Here is a 14377-nt window from a genome sequence, read left to right on the forward strand (position 1 = left end):
GGGAGATGGGTAAGAGAACGGCCAGCGAAACGAGAGAACGTTGGGTGGCCGCCCTCCTGTGGGGCGGAGTGGGCATCATCGCCCAGTACACGGCGCTCTTCCTGACCATCGTCCAGCGCATCCAGGTCGAGTTCGAGAACCAGGCCCCGGTCATATCCGTAACACCGTCGGGCCCCATTGCGCTGACTTGGGGGGCAGCGCTGGCCGCAGTGTGGGCTGGCACGTTCGCCTTCGGGATGCTGGTGGTGGCGGCTTACGTGGCGGAGCGACGACCGTCAAGGGTACAATGGCTGGCAGGGGCAATGGCCGCACTGGCCATGGCGGTGATCGCCGCCCTGGCCGAACCGACCTGGGGGTTGGTGATCCTGGCCGACGCCCTGGTCTTGGCCTGGGTTCTCCGTGGGAAGGGCGCCCCAGGTGTGAAGGGAAGCCCCGCGGAGAAATAAAGAAGCGGCCGTTGTGGTCGGCCGCTTCGCACAGGGCAACGTCATCCGACTCAGCGCATAGAGCGCCCCCGCGCACAGGCCACGCACAGTGTTGTATCAGGCAAGATCTCCAGGCGTTCTGGTTCAATGGGCTGGCCGCAACGTTCGCAAATGCCGTAGCGATCCCGCTCCAGTTTCTGCAAAGCCTCACGGATGGACTCGATCCTTTGGCGCGCCCGTTCCCGCAAGGCCAGATTGAATTCCCAATCGTATATGGCCGGATCGCCCAAGCCCGGTCCGTAATCCGCCTTATGCTCCAGTCGCTTTTCGATTATCTCCAGTTCAGCCAGTGCTTCCTGGAGTTCTTTTTCCAGTTTCGCTCTGATCTCAGCACTCATCTCGATCATCACCGCTCCCAAGGGACGAACAACTCGGTGGGAAGATGAAATCCGATCTCACAACACACTTGCCGCTGAGGATACGGGATGCACAGAGGCATAGGATTGCGGTTTCGGCGTCCCCTATGGTTTAATCAGCCCTCGTTCCTCATCGGCAGCCAGGCTTTTCCACAGGCTCTCGTTTTCATCAGGCGGGGTTACGGGTATCTCCTCCGTCGCCTCGGCGGGCGCGTTGGCGGCAGGTTGGACTTCCTCGGAGGACGATACCAGAACGGTCTCGACGCCCGTTTCCTTCGGCTCGGCTTCCCCTGTGCTTCCCGACGCAACGATAGCGCTGGCGGGTGCACTCGCCTCCTCCTCTTCTTGCCGAGCCAGCCATTCTTCCCGCTCTTCATCGGTCACGCGTCTCAGGCTCAGACCAATGCGCCGGCGGCGGGCATCCACCTTGATCACACGGAACAGGTGTCGCTCCCCCTCGGCGATGACCCGGCGCGGATCGGCTGGGGGCTTGTTGGCTAGTTCGGAGACGTGGACCAGGCCCTCAATGCCCTCCTCCAACTCCACAAAGGCCCCGAAATCCACCACCCTGCTGACGGTGCCCTCCACCAACTGGTCCACCCAGTAGTTGTCTTCCGCGAACAGCCAGGGATCTGGGCGCAGGCGCTTCAGGCTCAGGGCGATGCGGTTGTGCTCTCGGTCCACCCGCAGCACATGGGCCTCCAATTCATCGCCGACCTTGACCAGTTTCCGCGGGTTCTGGACCTGGCCCCAAGAGAGTTCGGAGATGTGGATCAGGCCATCCGCCCCGCCAAGGTCCACAAAGACCCCGAAATCGGCGATGCTGCTCACCCGGCCCCGCACCGTGCTGCCCTCCTGAAGGCTGTTCAATAATTGCTCCCGCCGGATGGCACGCCACTCTCGCATTGCCAGGCGCACCGAGAAGACCAAGCGCCTGTGTTCGCGGTCCACCTCAATGACTTTCAGGGGCAGTTTCTGGCCCACCAGTTTTGCCATGCGCTCCTCGCGCTGGGCAGGGCTCAGACTACGCGGCATATTCGCGAGATGAGAGGCGGGGACAAAGCCGCGTATCCTCCCGAAGGGCACGATAAGCCCACCACGGTTGTACCCTGTCACCTGGCCCTCCCAAATCCCCCGGGACGAGGCCAGCTCTTCGGCTCGGATCCAGTCCTGCTCCATCCACCCGCGATGCAAAGAGACGATGAGGTTGCCTTCGTGATCTCGCGGTCGGAGCACATACACCGGCACCACATCACCTGGGTGAATGCCGGCCAAAACCTTTTTGTCCACCCTCTGTAGGTCGTTGGCAGGTACCAGGCCCTCGCGCTTGAGCCCCAAATCCACGATCATGCCATCGGGATTCATAGCCAACACCGTCCCGCGCCGGAGTTCCCCTCGCCGTGGACCCTGATAGTCGTACTCTCCGGCCAGCGCTTGCTCCATGCTATGGCTGTTCTCTTTTGCGACCTCCTGCTCCGAGGACTGTTCTGGCACTGAGATTGGGACACTCTCTTCTGCGCTTAGCGAGACTCGTCCGACGTGTTCAGCACCTCCTGTTATCGCAGGCGCCTCTGGCGCTTGCTCCTGCGGCTGCGTTTCGGGCGCAGCGCTTCCGGCTACATATTCCATAAAGCCTCCACTATAGCGGGATGAATCCCACCCATATCGGTGGTGATGAGTGCGACCTTTTCACAACACAAAACTCGGTGCCCTGCCCGGCACAAAAGCCGATGGGAACCGAGTCTCACCATTCGAACTGATGCAACGGATAAGCGCAAAAAGTGCAGCCCGTGTCCCAGCCGTTCTTGGACGGTAAGCGGCAGGACGTACTATGCCCCACAACGCGGCCCTGACCTCAAGACTATAAGGTCGGCCCCGAGATATGAGATTACCCTGTGATTATTCTACACCAATCCAGGGGAATTGTCAACAAAGTTGTGCGGAGTGCGGACATTTACGTTCAGGGCCGAGCATGAGGTTGGGCTCTCCTGCAAAGGGGTCTAATGGGACTCGCTGCGGGGCGCAGCAACGGATGCGCGAATGACCAATTCTGTGGGCAAGGTGCGGCGCTCGCTGGTCAGTTCGCCCCACAGGACTTTGACCAGCAATTCGGCCGCCTGTTCGCCCTTGTCCACAATAGGTTGGCGCACCGTGGTCAACGGAGGGGTAGCGCACCCGGCTTCTGGAATGTCATCGTAGCCGATCACGGAGAGGTCCCTTGGCACTTCCAGACCGTACTGCTGAGCAGCGCCCATCACTCCCAAGGCAATGATGTCGCTCATGGCGATGATGACAGTGGGTGGCGACGGCGCTTGCCATAGGCGATGGAAAACTTCTGCCCCGCCCTCGATGCTGTTTTCACACTCCACTATTTGGACCTCCGAGTGGTCGAGGGACAAACCAACAGTTGCCAGCGCCTCTGAGTAGCCCGCTAAGCGCCAGCGAAGTGTACCAGTGTACTCGTGCCATCCCCCTTCTTTGCCTGACTCAAATGCGGCAATGGCAATGCGCCGATGCCCACAGTGAAGGGCATACATCATAGCCGCCCGCGCACCCTGGTAGTCCTCGATATTGATGCCGGGTACCCCATCCAGCGGCTCGCTATCCACCATCACAAAGGGCACGTGCCGCTGGCGAAGGATGTTCACGACCGGGTCTTGAGGTTCCAGGCCCAGGACCACGAACCCATCCGCAATGGCGTGATCCACCGCCTTGAGCATCGAACCCTCGACTGGGGGAATCAGCATCAGCGACAAGGCTTCCTGATCACAAGTCCGCCCAATTCCACGTATGAACTGGATGAAGAAAGGGTTTTCCAGAATCGTGGGAATATCTTGGGGCAGAAGTAACCCCAATACTCCAGCCCGCCCGATGTTCAGGCTGCGCGCGATCGGGTGGGGAGCGTATCCTAATTCCTTCGCCACTGCTAAGATCTTCTGAACCGTAGCCTCCGAAAGGCGCGAAGGGTCATTGAAGGCGAAGGAGACGGCAGTCTTCGAAACACCGGCTCGTTCGGCAACATCTTTGATCGTCACTCGGGCCATTTATCTCTCCTGAGAACAACCGTAAACATACGCGCGGTCGACGGTCGTATTTTACTCCGTTTCGCCCACTAAGACCAGGGCAGAGCGCCCCCCGATCTCAATAGGCTCTGTGCTCTGATAAACCCTGCCGGACAGTTCATCACGCCACACGGGCTTGGCACACCAATACTCCTCCGGCAGCCGAAAAGCCTGGGCCATGGCTCCCCGGTTGACACACACAACAACCCGATCAGTCTCCAACCCCCGTTCAAAGGCGTATACGTCATCTGAGGCATACACGGTGCGGATAGTTCCCCGACGCAGAGCGGGGTGCGCCTTGCGGATGCGGATCAGGTGGCGATGCCACCCCAGTAGTTCCCCATCCTGCGCCGCAGGGTCCCATACCATTGGGCGACGGCAGTCAGGATCGTTCTCCCCGGTCATCCCCACCTCGTCCCCGTAGTAGATCATCGGGACGCCAATGTAGGTGAAGAGGAAGGTGGTCGCCGCCCTGAAGCGCTCCTTATCACCCTGACATAAGGTGAGGAAGCGGGGCGTATCGTGACTCCCCAGCAGGTTCAGCATCGTATAGGCTGTCTCTCCCGGATGCTCCGCCCGCAGAGCGGCCAGTTCGCGGTCGAAAGCCGGGCCATCCAACTTCCCACGCAGGAAGAAATCCAGGATGAGGTCGCGCAGGCGATAGTTCATCGCCCCATCACACTCATCTCCCTGGAGCCAATCCGTCGCCTGCTGCCAGATCTCGGCCACAATGTACAATTCTGGGTTGATCTCTTTCACCGCCCGACGAAACCCCTTCCAGAAGCGGTGGTTCATCAAGAACGGGACATCTAATCGCCAACCATCAATCCCTTCGCGGGTCCAGTGTCGTGCCACGTCATATAAATAGTGACGGACCTCCGGATTATGGACATTCAGTTTCACCAGGTAATCGGCGTTTTCGAAGGTGGCGTAGTTTGGCGTTGGCTTCTTGGTAACCGGGAGGTCCTCGATGTAGAACCAGTTCACATACGGTGATGCTTCGCCCCGCTCGACCACGTCCCGAAAGGCCCAGAATCCCTCCCCCACATGGTTGAAGACTGCGTCCAACACGATCCGAATGCTCCGCCGGTGGGCCTCTCGGAGGAGTCGCCGGAAGGTCTCCAGGTCTCCAAAATGGGGGTCAATGCGATAGTAGTCCACCGTGTCGTATTTGTGGTTCGTATTGGCAGCGAAGATGGGTGTCAGATAGAGGGCATTGATGCCCAACGTTTCCAGGTACTCCAATCCATTGATGATCCCCTGCAAATCGCCGCCGAAGAAATTCGTCCGGGTCGGGATTCCGCCCCACGGTTCGACACCGGGCGGGTCGTTGCTGGGGTCACCGTTGGCGAAGCGCTCGGGGAAGATCTCGTAGAAAACAGCGTCTTTGACCCAGTCTGGGATTGGATATGTCATGGTTCACCTGAACACCTATTATGATGATATGTTACCCTGCCAATAGCAAAACGCAAGGGCGATTCTCTACATTCCCCTCGTTAACCTTTCATGCCACCCAAAGTCATCCCGGCCTCCATCTGCTGATGAGATAGCACAAACAACAGGATCATCGGCAGGCTGTATATGAGGGACATCGCTGCAAAGCGGTTCCATGGCGTTTCCCACCGGACTTGGAGGGTAACAAGGCCTACGGGTAGAGTGAAATGCTCTGGTCCCAAAAGCGTCCCTGCGATAACCCATTCACTCCAGGTGAAGATGGAGATGAAAATGATGGCAACGAGAATTCCAGGTCTTGCTATCGGTACGATGACATAACGCAAGTTCTGGATGAATGAGGCCCCATCGAGAAATGCTGCTTCATCAAAATCCCGCGGCAAGGAGTCGAAGTATGTTTTCAGGTACCAGGTGACGAAGGGCACATTGCTGGCCGCGTAAATCAAGCCCACAACCGCTAACGAGTCTATCAATCCGAGACGAACTAATAATAGATAAAGTCCTATCAAGCCCACTACACTCATGCCACTCATGAACTGCGCCAGAACAAAGTAGGAGTAAAGAAGACTTTCCTTTCCATAAAACTTGAATCTCGAAAAACCATAAGCCGCTGGGACCGTTACTACCAGTGAAGAGACAAGCGTTATGGCATAAACGATCAGGCTGTTTTTCGCGTAAAGCCAGAATTTGGACTCCAGGAAAACCCATCGAAACGCATCTAATGTTGCCTGAGCAGGGATGATCCTGGTCTCGGTTGTGTACAAAGTCGAATAAGGTCTGACTGAGGACGAGATTATCCAAACGAGTGGGTAGAGTAATACGAATAAAATCAGAATCGCGATCGCTGTGAAGCCCGCGCTGAGCACTTTGCGCCTGATTCCACCCATTTTCACGCCTCTTCGGTCAGCCTGGATGTCTTGGAAAAGAGGACCACCAATATGATCAAAATGCCGAAAACGAGCACCATAAAGGCTGCCGCATAGCCGTAGCGTCCCAAGTCAAATGCTCGCTTATATCCGTGAACCAAGAGGAATTCATTGCTCCCCGCTGGACCCCCTTTGTTCATCAGGAATGGAACTCCAAAAATCATATAGGAAGCAATGGTTGTCATTAGCGTTGCCCATAGAAAAGGTCTCTTGATCAGCGGCAGGGTAATATACCGGAATGTATCCCATGAACTGGCTCCGTCCACGATAGCCGACTCATAAAGGTCAGGGGGGATGCTTTGTATCGCGGCTAACGTGACCGTCATCATGAATGGGTAAGCCAGGTAGGTTTCTACCACGTTGTAGGCGAAAAAGGCGTTCCGCGCATCATTCAGCCAATTCACCGCTGGTAAACTCATGGACCGGAGCACCTGATTGATCACCCCGAAATCCTGATTAAACATGCCCCTCCAGATCAGGACCAGGAAAAACCAAGGCACAGCCCATGGGGTGAGGAAAAAAGGACGGAGTACCCGCTGCAACTTCAGGTAAGGAGAGCTAAGCAAGCTGGCAAAAAAGAGGCCTGCAAGAACCTTTAGAGAGACGCTCGTGAGCATGAAGAGAAAAGTTCTCAATAAAGGAGAGAAGAACTTGCCTTCAACAAGCAACTTCCGGTAATTGTCCAAACCTATTGATTCATACCCGCTCACAAAGTTGAAGAAGTTTGCGTTTGTGGTGGACAATCGTATCGAATAAGCAATCGGGTACAGGAAGAAAAACAGGAAGAACGCCAGACCGGGCAGAACGAGCAAATAGGCTGTTCTCGTGCGCCAGATTGGCGATCCCCCACGCTTCTGAAAGGACATTTTTCCCTTCCATCCTATTTACTCAGGATAGATAACCAATTGTGCCAAACTCTGACGAAATCTGCAAAACTACGGTAACCGACGAACGGTTTGCTCAGACCCTTCCGTTGCCCTAAAGCCGCCCAAGGCTGAACATGTGTTCAGCCTTGGGCGCTGAAAGTCACGGCGATAATGTTGAGTGCACCTTATTTGCCCTCGGTCGCTGCGCAACACAGGCTATTGTATTTCCTTTATCGCTTCTAAGATCTCCGCTTGCGCATCGTCCAAGGCTTTGTCTACTGGCTTGGCCCCCGTGAATATCGCTCGGAGAGCCTCGTCGAACGGCCCCCACACAGCCACCATCTCTGGGCTTGATGACATGGGCCTACCGAGCGCTACCTGCTGCGCAAACCCGCTGATGATCGGGTCCTCCTGTATTTCGGGGAGCACCAGTGCCTCCTTGAGAACCGGGATGTAACCCAGTTGGGTAGCCCTTTGCAGAATGCGCTCCCTGCTTGTCGTCGCCCAGACCATGAAGGTAAACGCTGCTTCTTTGTCTCTGACACCCTTGGTCATGTAGATGCTTTTTACCCCCATATATGGTTCTGGCTTTCTGCCGATCTCGGAGATCTCTGGCAGCGGGGCGATCCCGAAGTCAATGCCCGCATCTCTCCACGAACCAGTCATCCATGGGCCATTGACGGCGAAGGGCGCTTTTTTCTCCGTGAACAACACCACTTGCGGGTCCCAAGACGGGTCATCCGACATATAGGGCTTAAACGTCTTCAGCATCCACTCCATTGCCATCTTCGTCCCGGGGCTATTGACACCCAGGGTTTTTGTTGCATCGTCCCAGAGCCAACCCCCGTATGCGTGTATGAATCCGGAGGCTAGGAATGGCACCATGGGGAAACTGATCCCATAATATCCTTGTGCTTTGAACTCCGCCATGAGGGCCACCAATTCGTCCGTCGTCTTAGGCACCGGTCGCGAACCCAGTAGATCCTTGTTCCAGGCAAAAGCGCCTGCCTCTGCGGATATTGGTAGAGTGTAGAGTCTCCCCTCGTATTGGCCTGCTTTGAACGCTGATTCGACGAACTGCTCTTCGAGTTTTACAGTTACGAGGTCATCGATCGGTTCGAGGAGCCCCGCTTTTACGAAGGTTCCTATCCAGTCATGGTTCCATTCAAAAAGGTCAGGCCCTGTTCCGGCAGGAATTGCCACCAGGAGCTTCTCCTTGAATGGCTCCGGAGCCAACTCGTATTTGACCTCGATGTCCGGATACAGTTTGTTGAACTCTGTTTGAATGAGGTTTTCGGTAATTCTCGCCACAGGCTCTGCATCCCCATGCCAAACCACTACGACTCGCTTTGCTGGTGTGGGGGTTGGCGGCGGTACGGTGGGTGGTGGTACGGTTGGGGGCAGCACAGTCGGTGGTGGCGGTGCCGGCGTGGGCGTGGCCGCAGGCGCACATCCTGCCAGAACTAGCGCGAACAGCACGCTTATCACCATCAGTTTTCTGACTTTCATCGCTTCTCCTCCCCACTTGGATTCATTCGTGATACTCTTTCCCCTGCCCTCATAAGGGCATTCCCAACTGAAAGCCATTGGCATTATGTAAAATCTCGCGACCACCCCCTCTCATCCCTTAACAGCAGACTCCGGATACTAGACAAAATCCGCATCGCGTGGTTGCCCAGCCTGACGCAGAACCCAAGGCTCAAGACGATTGTTGAACCGATTTACTAAATCGGTTTAATTATACCACGTTTCGGCTTATTTGTCAAGACCCTTGGGCCAAATTTCCCCAGGGGACGAAAACGCGATGGCATGCATCTTGGGTGTGGTTCAGAATCTCCACCGCTGAGCACGTCGAGAGCGCAGAGAATTTTGTTTTTTGGCTGCCTTTCTTAGGAAAAAGACTATCCCGGCATATTGTCAAAATCGCCCCAAGCCTTTATAATGGGTGGCTACGGAGAGAGTGTCTGAGGGAACGATCCGTCATCCCGCTGAGGAGGGCGCGATATGCTAAGGCTGCACGTGTTCGATACCGGCTGGGTGACCGTAAAGGAGAAATACCTTTTCGTAGGCGGGGGAGAAAAGGAACGCAGGTTGCCGGTGTTAGCCTTTGTCATCGAACACCCCGCCGGCCTGGTGGTCTTCGATACCGGCCTCAGTAGCCAGGTCGCCCACAACCCGGCCTCCTACCTGGGCCCTCTCTACAACCGCCTCCTCCCCTTCCGTTCCCTGCCGGACATGGACCTGCCCAGCCAGATGCGACAGCGTGGCCTCGCCCCCGAGAATGTCCGCACCGTCATCCTCTCCCACTTGCATTTCGATCACACCGGTGGGTTGCGGGCTTTCCAGAACGCGGAGGTGAAAGTTTCGGAAGTGGAGTGGACAGCCGCCCAGGGCCGGCTGACCTTCGTCAGGGGTTACAAGAAGCAAGAGTACGCCGGCTTGCCCATCCAGCCCATCGTTTACGGCGGAAGCCCCGACGCGGACAGCCGCTCGTCCTACGATGTGATGGGCGATGGCCAGATCGTGCTGGTGCCCACCTACGGCCACACCCGCGGCCATCAATCCCTTTTGCTGGACTTGGATTCTGGCCTGGTTTTACTGGCTGGCGACGCGGTCTATTGCGCGGAGAATTACACCAAACCCGCCGCCCAGCCCATGGCCGACCACGGCACCGCCGGCTGGCAGAGCGTGGTCAACATCCGGGGGCTCTGGCGCGCCCACCCCGACATACTCATCCTGCCCGCCCACGATGCCTTGAGCCTGCAGAATCCCAGGCCGGATATCCTCGTCGGCCCACAATGGCAATGGGCCTAAGCCCCCAGCCGAGGCTTGCACAGGATTTCCATCACCCTCAGGTCGAAGAAACTCTGGGCGTTGGCAGGCTGGAGCACCAGCGCCGTATCGGCCCCTCGTCCGGTCCCGGCGATGGCGATGCACGGCTCGCCCGTGCGCACCAAACCCGCATCGGCTGCCATCAGGGCGATCTCCACGCACACTTTCGTGCCCTCGCCGAAGATGCGCAACGTGTTGGCCACGATCTCCTCGAGTTCGTAGGTGCCCCACTTCTTGCGCACCGCTCGCCCCACACCCCCGAAGGCGTGCTGACAGGTGAGGATCTTCGCCCCCAGGGCCTCGATGCGCGCCCGGTTCTCCGGCGTCAGTTCCTGGGCGTTGGGCGCAGCAAAGCCCGTGGAGTGTGTAACTACCACCAGATCATATCCGGTGAATAGTTCTGCCGCCGCCACCCCGGTATCCCCGAAAGTGGAAGCAACCAGGATGGAGCGGATGCCCAGTTCGTCGGCGCGGCGTTTGGCGATTTGCAAGACGGCGTCGGTATTGCCGCGCCCTGGTTTCGCAAAGTAGGTGCCTGGCACTGTAATGTCGCTCATCGCTCTCCTCAGAATAGTTCTAATTGGATGGGTTCTCCGGTATCGTGATGGCGGAAGAGCCTGGAGATGGTTCCCTTCCGGCTCATCCCTCCCAAGCCATTGATGGTCTCCTTCACGGCGTGAACGCAGGCCGGCAACTCCCTCTCTATCTGCGCCGACCCGAAGCGCAGCACGGCCCAGCCCTTGCTCGTCAGGTAGTTGTTGCGGGCGTTGTCCTGCGGGATGCGCTCGGGGTCCGCGTGCCAGGTGTCGCCGTCGCATTCCACGTCAATCCGGCCCCGCTCACAGAAGACGGCGAAATCCAGGCAGTAGGCTTCTTGTCCCTCGCCGATGTAGTACTGCCGCTCGGCTTCGATCTCCGCCTGCTTGAGCGCGTACCAGAGGGTATCTTCGAGAGGGCTCTCGTCGAAGAGGTCGTTGATTTCCTCGGCGCGCAGCAATTTGGGGAGCGTGGTGGGGATGAAGGTGATGCGTCGCCAGCGCTTGCTGACGATGGGGCGCGGCAGGCGCATCAGTGGGCCGATATCCACCCGGTAGTACCAATCATCGGCGCGGGGGTGGTCCCTCTCCTCGGGCAAAAGGTCGGCGCGGCGGACGGTGGCGTAGCGTCGGACCCGGGCGTAGTAGTTCACCGCCCATTTCTCGGGCCCGAAGACCTTGGTCTGGTAGAAGGCGAGGTAAGCAGCGCGCAGGCGTTTGGGAGCCGAACGCAAAGGGATGCGATACCAATGTTGGTCTCGGGCGATTTCGAAATCGCGCCGGCTGTTCATGACCGCGACAAGCACCTGGGGCGCTGAGGAGTCTTTGCCTGTAACCTTGGTCCTTGGCGACATGATCATTCCCCGAGCAGGATTTTAACTGCAAGGGGCGATTTTGGCAAAACTCGCCTTGATTGACGCAGAGTGGGTTTCGTGATATGATAACATGGAAAGTTGGAGCCCGTAGGACACATTGAGCCTGGATGAGGCCCAGGAGCAACAAGAGGAGGTGTTATTGTGACCAAACCAAAACGCGCCTGGATGGTACGTGCTGGGAGCGAGAACGAACTCGCAGATCTAGTTGAGGTGAACAGCGCTGTAGCCATCGGTTGGGCCAAAATGGGGGACGTTTCAGGCCTTAGGGGACGCGAGCAATTCAAGCAACGCTTCCAAGAAGTCTATCCAGATGTGTCCCCAGCGCGCATTAGTGTTAACGCTGGCCAAATGTATCGCTTCGCACAGGAGATGCACGAGGATGACTATGTCCTCACTTATATCAAGGCGAGCCGAGAAGTGCTGATTGGACTGGTGGAGGGGCCATACGAATACCGCAAAGATGTGTTCCCCGACCGTTACCCTCATATGCGCCGGGTCCAGTGGCTAAGAAAGGTATCACGGGATGACTTTAGTGCCCCAGCACGCAATTCTATGGGTGGTCTCGCGACTGTTTTCCAACTAGACGAGCATCTGGAAGAAATTCACAGAATCGCCACTGCTACAGAAGAGGCGCCTGCTACCCCAGGTGAAGGCGAGGAACTCCCCTTCTTTTTTGAAGAAGTGAAGGCAAGGGCCGATGAACTGATCGCCGATATCATCAGCCGCCTAGATCCTTACGACTTTCAAGATTTGGTGGCGGCAGTGTTGCGAGCCATGGGCTTCCGGGCCGTGAGTACTTCGCCTGGATCAGATCGTGGAGTAGATATCATAGCCCATTCAGACCCATTTGGTTTTGAGCAACCCCGGATCAAAGTGCAGGTCAAGCATCGGAAAGGAACAGTAGGCGGACCAGAAATGCGTGCATTTCTGGGATCACTGCGCACCGGCGACAGTGGTTTGTACGTGTCTACTGGTGGATTTTCCGATGACGCAAAGCGAGAGACAGAACGCTCCCGCGAACCGGTAGCCTTGCTTGACCGGGATGGCTTCATCCAACTGCTACTAGAACATTACGAAGCGCTGGACCCCGAGTACAAGGCCCGAGTTCCGTTGCGTAAGCTGTGGGTGCCGGCAGGATAGAAGGCAACGTGTATGTCCATCTCATAGAGTGAGGGAGACAACTAGAGTTACACCACTGTCTGGGAGGAACTATATGCTGACCATTCGTGATTTCATTTATCTTGATGTCGAAAGGCACAAATCGATACTTTCTCAAATAGACCGTGGCTTGCTGGAAAGTACGGCACAGGCTACTCTGAGCAAAGAGGAAATCAAGATCAGCGAGGAAACAGCATGACACACGACCCGGAAAAACACCACCGCCGTTCAATCAGGTTGCAGGATTACGATTATTCCCAGCCTGGCGCCTATTTCCTGACCATCTGCACCCAGGATCAGCAGTGCCTTTTCGGAGAAATCGTTGACGGAGAAATGCAGTTGAACGACGCCGGGCGAATGATTGCGCGATGGTGGGAAGAATTACCAAACAAATTCCCATCGGCCGAAACGGACGAATACGTCGTTATGCCCAATCATTTTCACGGCATCGTCATAATCGTAGGGGCGGACCTGTGTGTCCGCCCCGATCCGGGCACACACGTCGGTGTGCCCCTACCGGAAATGGTGCAATGGTTCAAAACTATGACGACCAATGAATATATTCGCGGGGTCAAGCAACACGGCTGGCACCCATTCCCCGGCAAATTGTGGCAACGAAATTACTACGAACATGTCATCCGTAACGAACAATCGTTGCACAGAATCCGTGAATACATTGCGACTAATCCCCAGCGTTGGTCACTCGACAAGGAGAATCCCCAGCGCCGGGGTGCAGATGATTTCGATCTCTGGTTAGAGTCGTTCAGGACGCGCCCGGCCTCAGGGCGCGAAACATGAACTACCACGTTTGTAGTAGGGGCAGACCTGCGTGTCTGGCCCCTGCGTGTCTGACCCTGGAGGGAACGACATGAAAATCGCCAATAGCATCACCGAACTGGTCGGCAATACCCCTCTGGTGCGGCTCAATCGGCTGACCGCTGGCGCCGTCGCCGAGGTAGTGGCCAAGTTGGAATATTTCAACCCCGCAGGGAGCGTAAAGGACCGCATCGGCGTCTCCATGATCGAGGCGGCCGAGAAGGCCGGCCTCATCGGGCCCGACACGGTCATCATCGAGCCCACCAGTGGCAACACCGGCATCGCGCTGGCCTTCGTCGCTGCGGCCAAAGGCTACCGGCTAATCCTGACCATGCCCGAGACCATGAGTGCGGAGCGCCGTCGCCTGCTCCAAGCCTATGGCGCAAAACTGGTCCTCACCCCCGGCACAGAAGGCATGCGCGGCGCCATCCGCAAGGCCGAAGAACTGGTGGCCCAGATGCCCAACGCCTTCATGCCCCAGCAATTCAAGAACCCCGCCAACCCCGAAATCCACCGCCGCACCACGGCCGAGGAAATCTGGCGCGACACTGACGGCCGGGTAGACATCCTGGTGGCCGGCGTGGGCACCGGTGGCACCATCACCGGCGTGAGCGAGGTCATCAAGGCCCGCAAGCCGGACTTTAAGGCCATCGCCGTGGAACCTGCCGCCTCGCCGGTGCTGTCGGGCGGCAAGCCAGGGCCACACAAGATCCAGGGCATCGGGGCAGGCTTCATTCCCGATGTGCTGAACACGGCGGTCGTTGACGAAGTCATCCAGGTGACGGACGAGGATGCCTTCGACACAGCTCGGCGGATGGCGAAAGAGGAAGGGCTGCTAGTAGGTATCTCATCGGGCGCGGCCACGTGGGCGGCGCTTCAGGTGGCGCGGCGGCCGGAAAATAAAGACAAGTTGATCGTGGTCATTATTCCCAGTTGCGGGGAGCGCTACCTGAGCACGCTCCTCTTCGCCGAGGCTTAGGCTAACCACAAAGCCACGAGGATGCTAAGCGGCA

The 14377-nt window shown here is 57.3% G+C and carries 15 protein-coding genes; 6 read left to right on the forward strand and 9 right to left on the reverse strand.

The features are described 5' to 3' along the window. Positions 1–5: 5 nt before the first annotated feature. Positions 6–446, forward strand: a complete 441-nt coding sequence (locus H5T64_04095; protein ID MBC7263523.1) for a hypothetical protein — start codon at positions 6–8, stop codon at positions 444–446. 50 nt (positions 447–496) lie between these two features. On the opposite strand, the gene H5T64_04100 is transcribed toward H5T64_04095, so the two are convergent. The 7 genes from H5T64_04100 to H5T64_04130 all read right to left on the reverse strand — a co-directional run bounded on the left by H5T64_04100 (position 497) and on the right by H5T64_04130 (position 8656). After that, positions 497–832 (reverse strand): TraR/DksA C4-type zinc finger protein, encoded by a 336-nt coding sequence (locus tag H5T64_04100; protein MBC7263524.1) that lies wholly within the window; start codon positions 830–832, stop codon positions 497–499. Between the two features lie 114 nt (positions 833–946). After that, entirely contained in the window at positions 947–2470 is a 1524-nt protein-coding gene (locus H5T64_04105) for a S1 RNA-binding domain-containing protein (GenBank protein ID MBC7263525.1), read from the reverse strand. A 371-nt stretch (positions 2471–2841) separates the two neighbouring features. Next, the gene (locus tag H5T64_04110) at positions 2842–3885 is read right to left on the reverse strand and encodes a substrate-binding domain-containing protein (GenBank protein ID MBC7263526.1); all 1044 of its coding nucleotides are present in this window, start codon (positions 3883–3885) and stop codon (positions 2842–2844) included. A 51-nt stretch (positions 3886–3936) separates the two neighbouring features. Next, complete coding sequence (locus H5T64_04115; protein ID MBC7263527.1) at positions 3937–5319, reverse strand: glycoside hydrolase family 13 protein; 1383 nt, start codon at positions 5317–5319, stop codon at positions 3937–3939. Between the two features lie 80 nt (positions 5320–5399). Beyond that, a complete protein-coding gene (locus H5T64_04120; GenBank protein MBC7263528.1) occupies positions 5400–6242 on the reverse strand; it encodes a carbohydrate ABC transporter permease in 843 nt (280 codons plus the stop codon). A 2-nt stretch (positions 6243–6244) separates the two neighbouring features. Then, complete coding sequence (locus H5T64_04125) at positions 6245–7147, reverse strand: sugar ABC transporter permease (GenBank protein MBC7263529.1); 903 nt, start codon at positions 7145–7147, stop codon at positions 6245–6247. 216 nt (positions 7148–7363) lie between these two features. Beyond that, the gene (locus H5T64_04130; GenBank protein MBC7263530.1) at positions 7364–8656 is read right to left on the reverse strand and encodes an extracellular solute-binding protein; all 1293 of its coding nucleotides are present in this window, start codon (positions 8654–8656) and stop codon (positions 7364–7366) included. A gap of 495 nt (positions 8657–9151) precedes the next feature. On the opposite strand from H5T64_04130, the gene H5T64_04135 reads away from it, so the two are divergent. Beyond that, entirely contained in the window at positions 9152–9961 is an 810-nt protein-coding gene (locus H5T64_04135) for an N-acyl homoserine lactonase family protein (GenBank protein ID MBC7263531.1), read from the forward strand. Here H5T64_04135 and H5T64_04140 read toward each other — a convergent pair. Further along, positions 9958–10536: a hypothetical protein gene (locus H5T64_04140; GenBank protein MBC7263532.1), complete on the reverse strand. Its 579-nt coding sequence runs from the start codon at positions 10534–10536 to the stop codon at positions 9958–9960. The two genes, H5T64_04135 and H5T64_04140, sit on opposite strands and share 4 nt — an antisense overlap. An 8-nt stretch (positions 10537–10544) precedes the next feature. Beyond that, on the reverse strand, positions 10545–11369 hold the full coding sequence (locus H5T64_04145; GenBank protein ID MBC7263533.1) for a DUF559 domain-containing protein: 825 nt from the start codon (positions 11367–11369) through the stop codon (positions 10545–10547). A gap of 162 nt (positions 11370–11531) precedes the next feature. Here H5T64_04145 and H5T64_04150 point away from each other — a divergent pair, with 162 nt between their 5' ends. From H5T64_04150 to cysK, 4 genes are all read left to right on the forward strand, one after another. After that, on the forward strand, positions 11532–12530 hold the full coding sequence (locus H5T64_04150) for a restriction endonuclease (protein ID MBC7263534.1): 999 nt from the start codon (positions 11532–11534) through the stop codon (positions 12528–12530). Positions 12531–12603: 73 nt separating this feature from the next. Continuing rightward, complete coding sequence (locus H5T64_04155; GenBank protein MBC7263535.1) at positions 12604–12747, forward strand: hypothetical protein; 144 nt, start codon at positions 12604–12606, stop codon at positions 12745–12747. Next, entirely contained in the window at positions 12744–13346 is a 603-nt protein-coding gene (locus H5T64_04160; GenBank protein ID MBC7263536.1) for a hypothetical protein, read from the forward strand. The genes H5T64_04155 and H5T64_04160 overlap by 4 nt, the downstream gene beginning before the upstream one ends. A 70-nt stretch (positions 13347–13416) precedes the next feature. Then, positions 13417–14343 carry a cysteine synthase A gene (cysK, locus tag H5T64_04165; GenBank protein MBC7263537.1) on the forward strand — a complete coding sequence of 309 codons (927 nt, stop codon included), beginning with the start codon at positions 13417–13419 and terminating at the stop codon, positions 14341–14343. The last annotated feature ends 34 nt before the right edge of the window (positions 14344–14377 follow it).

Source organism: Chloroflexota bacterium (genome assembly GCA_014360825.1).
Lineage (GTDB): Bacteria > Chloroflexota > Anaerolineae > UBA2200 > JACIWT01 > JACIWT01.

Excerpts from the sequence above, each read along its gene's own strand:
- cysK (MBC7263537.1), top strand. The coding sequence starts at position 13,417 with ATGAAAATCGCCAATAGCATCACCGAACTGGTCGGCAATACCCCTCTG.
- H5T64_04160 (MBC7263536.1), top strand. The coding sequence starts at position 12,744 with ATGACACACGACCCGGAAAAACACCACCGCCGTTCAATCAGGTTGCAG.
- H5T64_04105 (MBC7263525.1), bottom strand. The coding sequence starts at position 2,470 with ATGGAATATGTAGCCGGAAGCGCTGCGCCCGAAACGCAGCCGCAGGAG.
- H5T64_04135 (MBC7263531.1), top strand. The coding sequence starts at position 9,152 with ATGCTAAGGCTGCACGTGTTCGATACCGGCTGGGTGACCGTAAAGGAG.
- H5T64_04100 (MBC7263524.1), bottom strand. The coding sequence starts at position 832 with ATGATCGAGATGAGTGCTGAGATCAGAGCGAAACTGGAAAAAGAACTC.
- H5T64_04125 (MBC7263529.1), bottom strand. The coding sequence starts at position 7,147 with ATGTCCTTTCAGAAGCGTGGGGGATCGCCAATCTGGCGCACGAGAACA.
- H5T64_04145 (MBC7263533.1), bottom strand. The coding sequence starts at position 11,369 with ATGTCGCCAAGGACCAAGGTTACAGGCAAAGACTCCTCAGCGCCCCAG.
- H5T64_04110 (MBC7263526.1), bottom strand. The coding sequence starts at position 3,885 with ATGGCCCGAGTGACGATCAAAGATGTTGCCGAACGAGCCGGTGTTTCG.
- H5T64_04115 (MBC7263527.1), bottom strand. The coding sequence starts at position 5,319 with ATGACATATCCAATCCCAGACTGGGTCAAAGACGCTGTTTTCTACGAG.
- H5T64_04155 (MBC7263535.1), top strand. The coding sequence starts at position 12,604 with ATGCTGACCATTCGTGATTTCATTTATCTTGATGTCGAAAGGCACAAA.
- H5T64_04140 (MBC7263532.1), bottom strand. The coding sequence starts at position 10,536 with ATGAGCGACATTACAGTGCCAGGCACCTACTTTGCGAAACCAGGGCGC.
- H5T64_04130 (MBC7263530.1), bottom strand. The coding sequence starts at position 8,656 with ATGAAAGTCAGAAAACTGATGGTGATAAGCGTGCTGTTCGCGCTAGTT.
- H5T64_04120 (MBC7263528.1), bottom strand. The coding sequence starts at position 6,242 with ATGGGTGGAATCAGGCGCAAAGTGCTCAGCGCGGGCTTCACAGCGATC.
- H5T64_04095 (MBC7263523.1), top strand. The coding sequence starts at position 6 with ATGGGTAAGAGAACGGCCAGCGAAACGAGAGAACGTTGGGTGGCCGCC.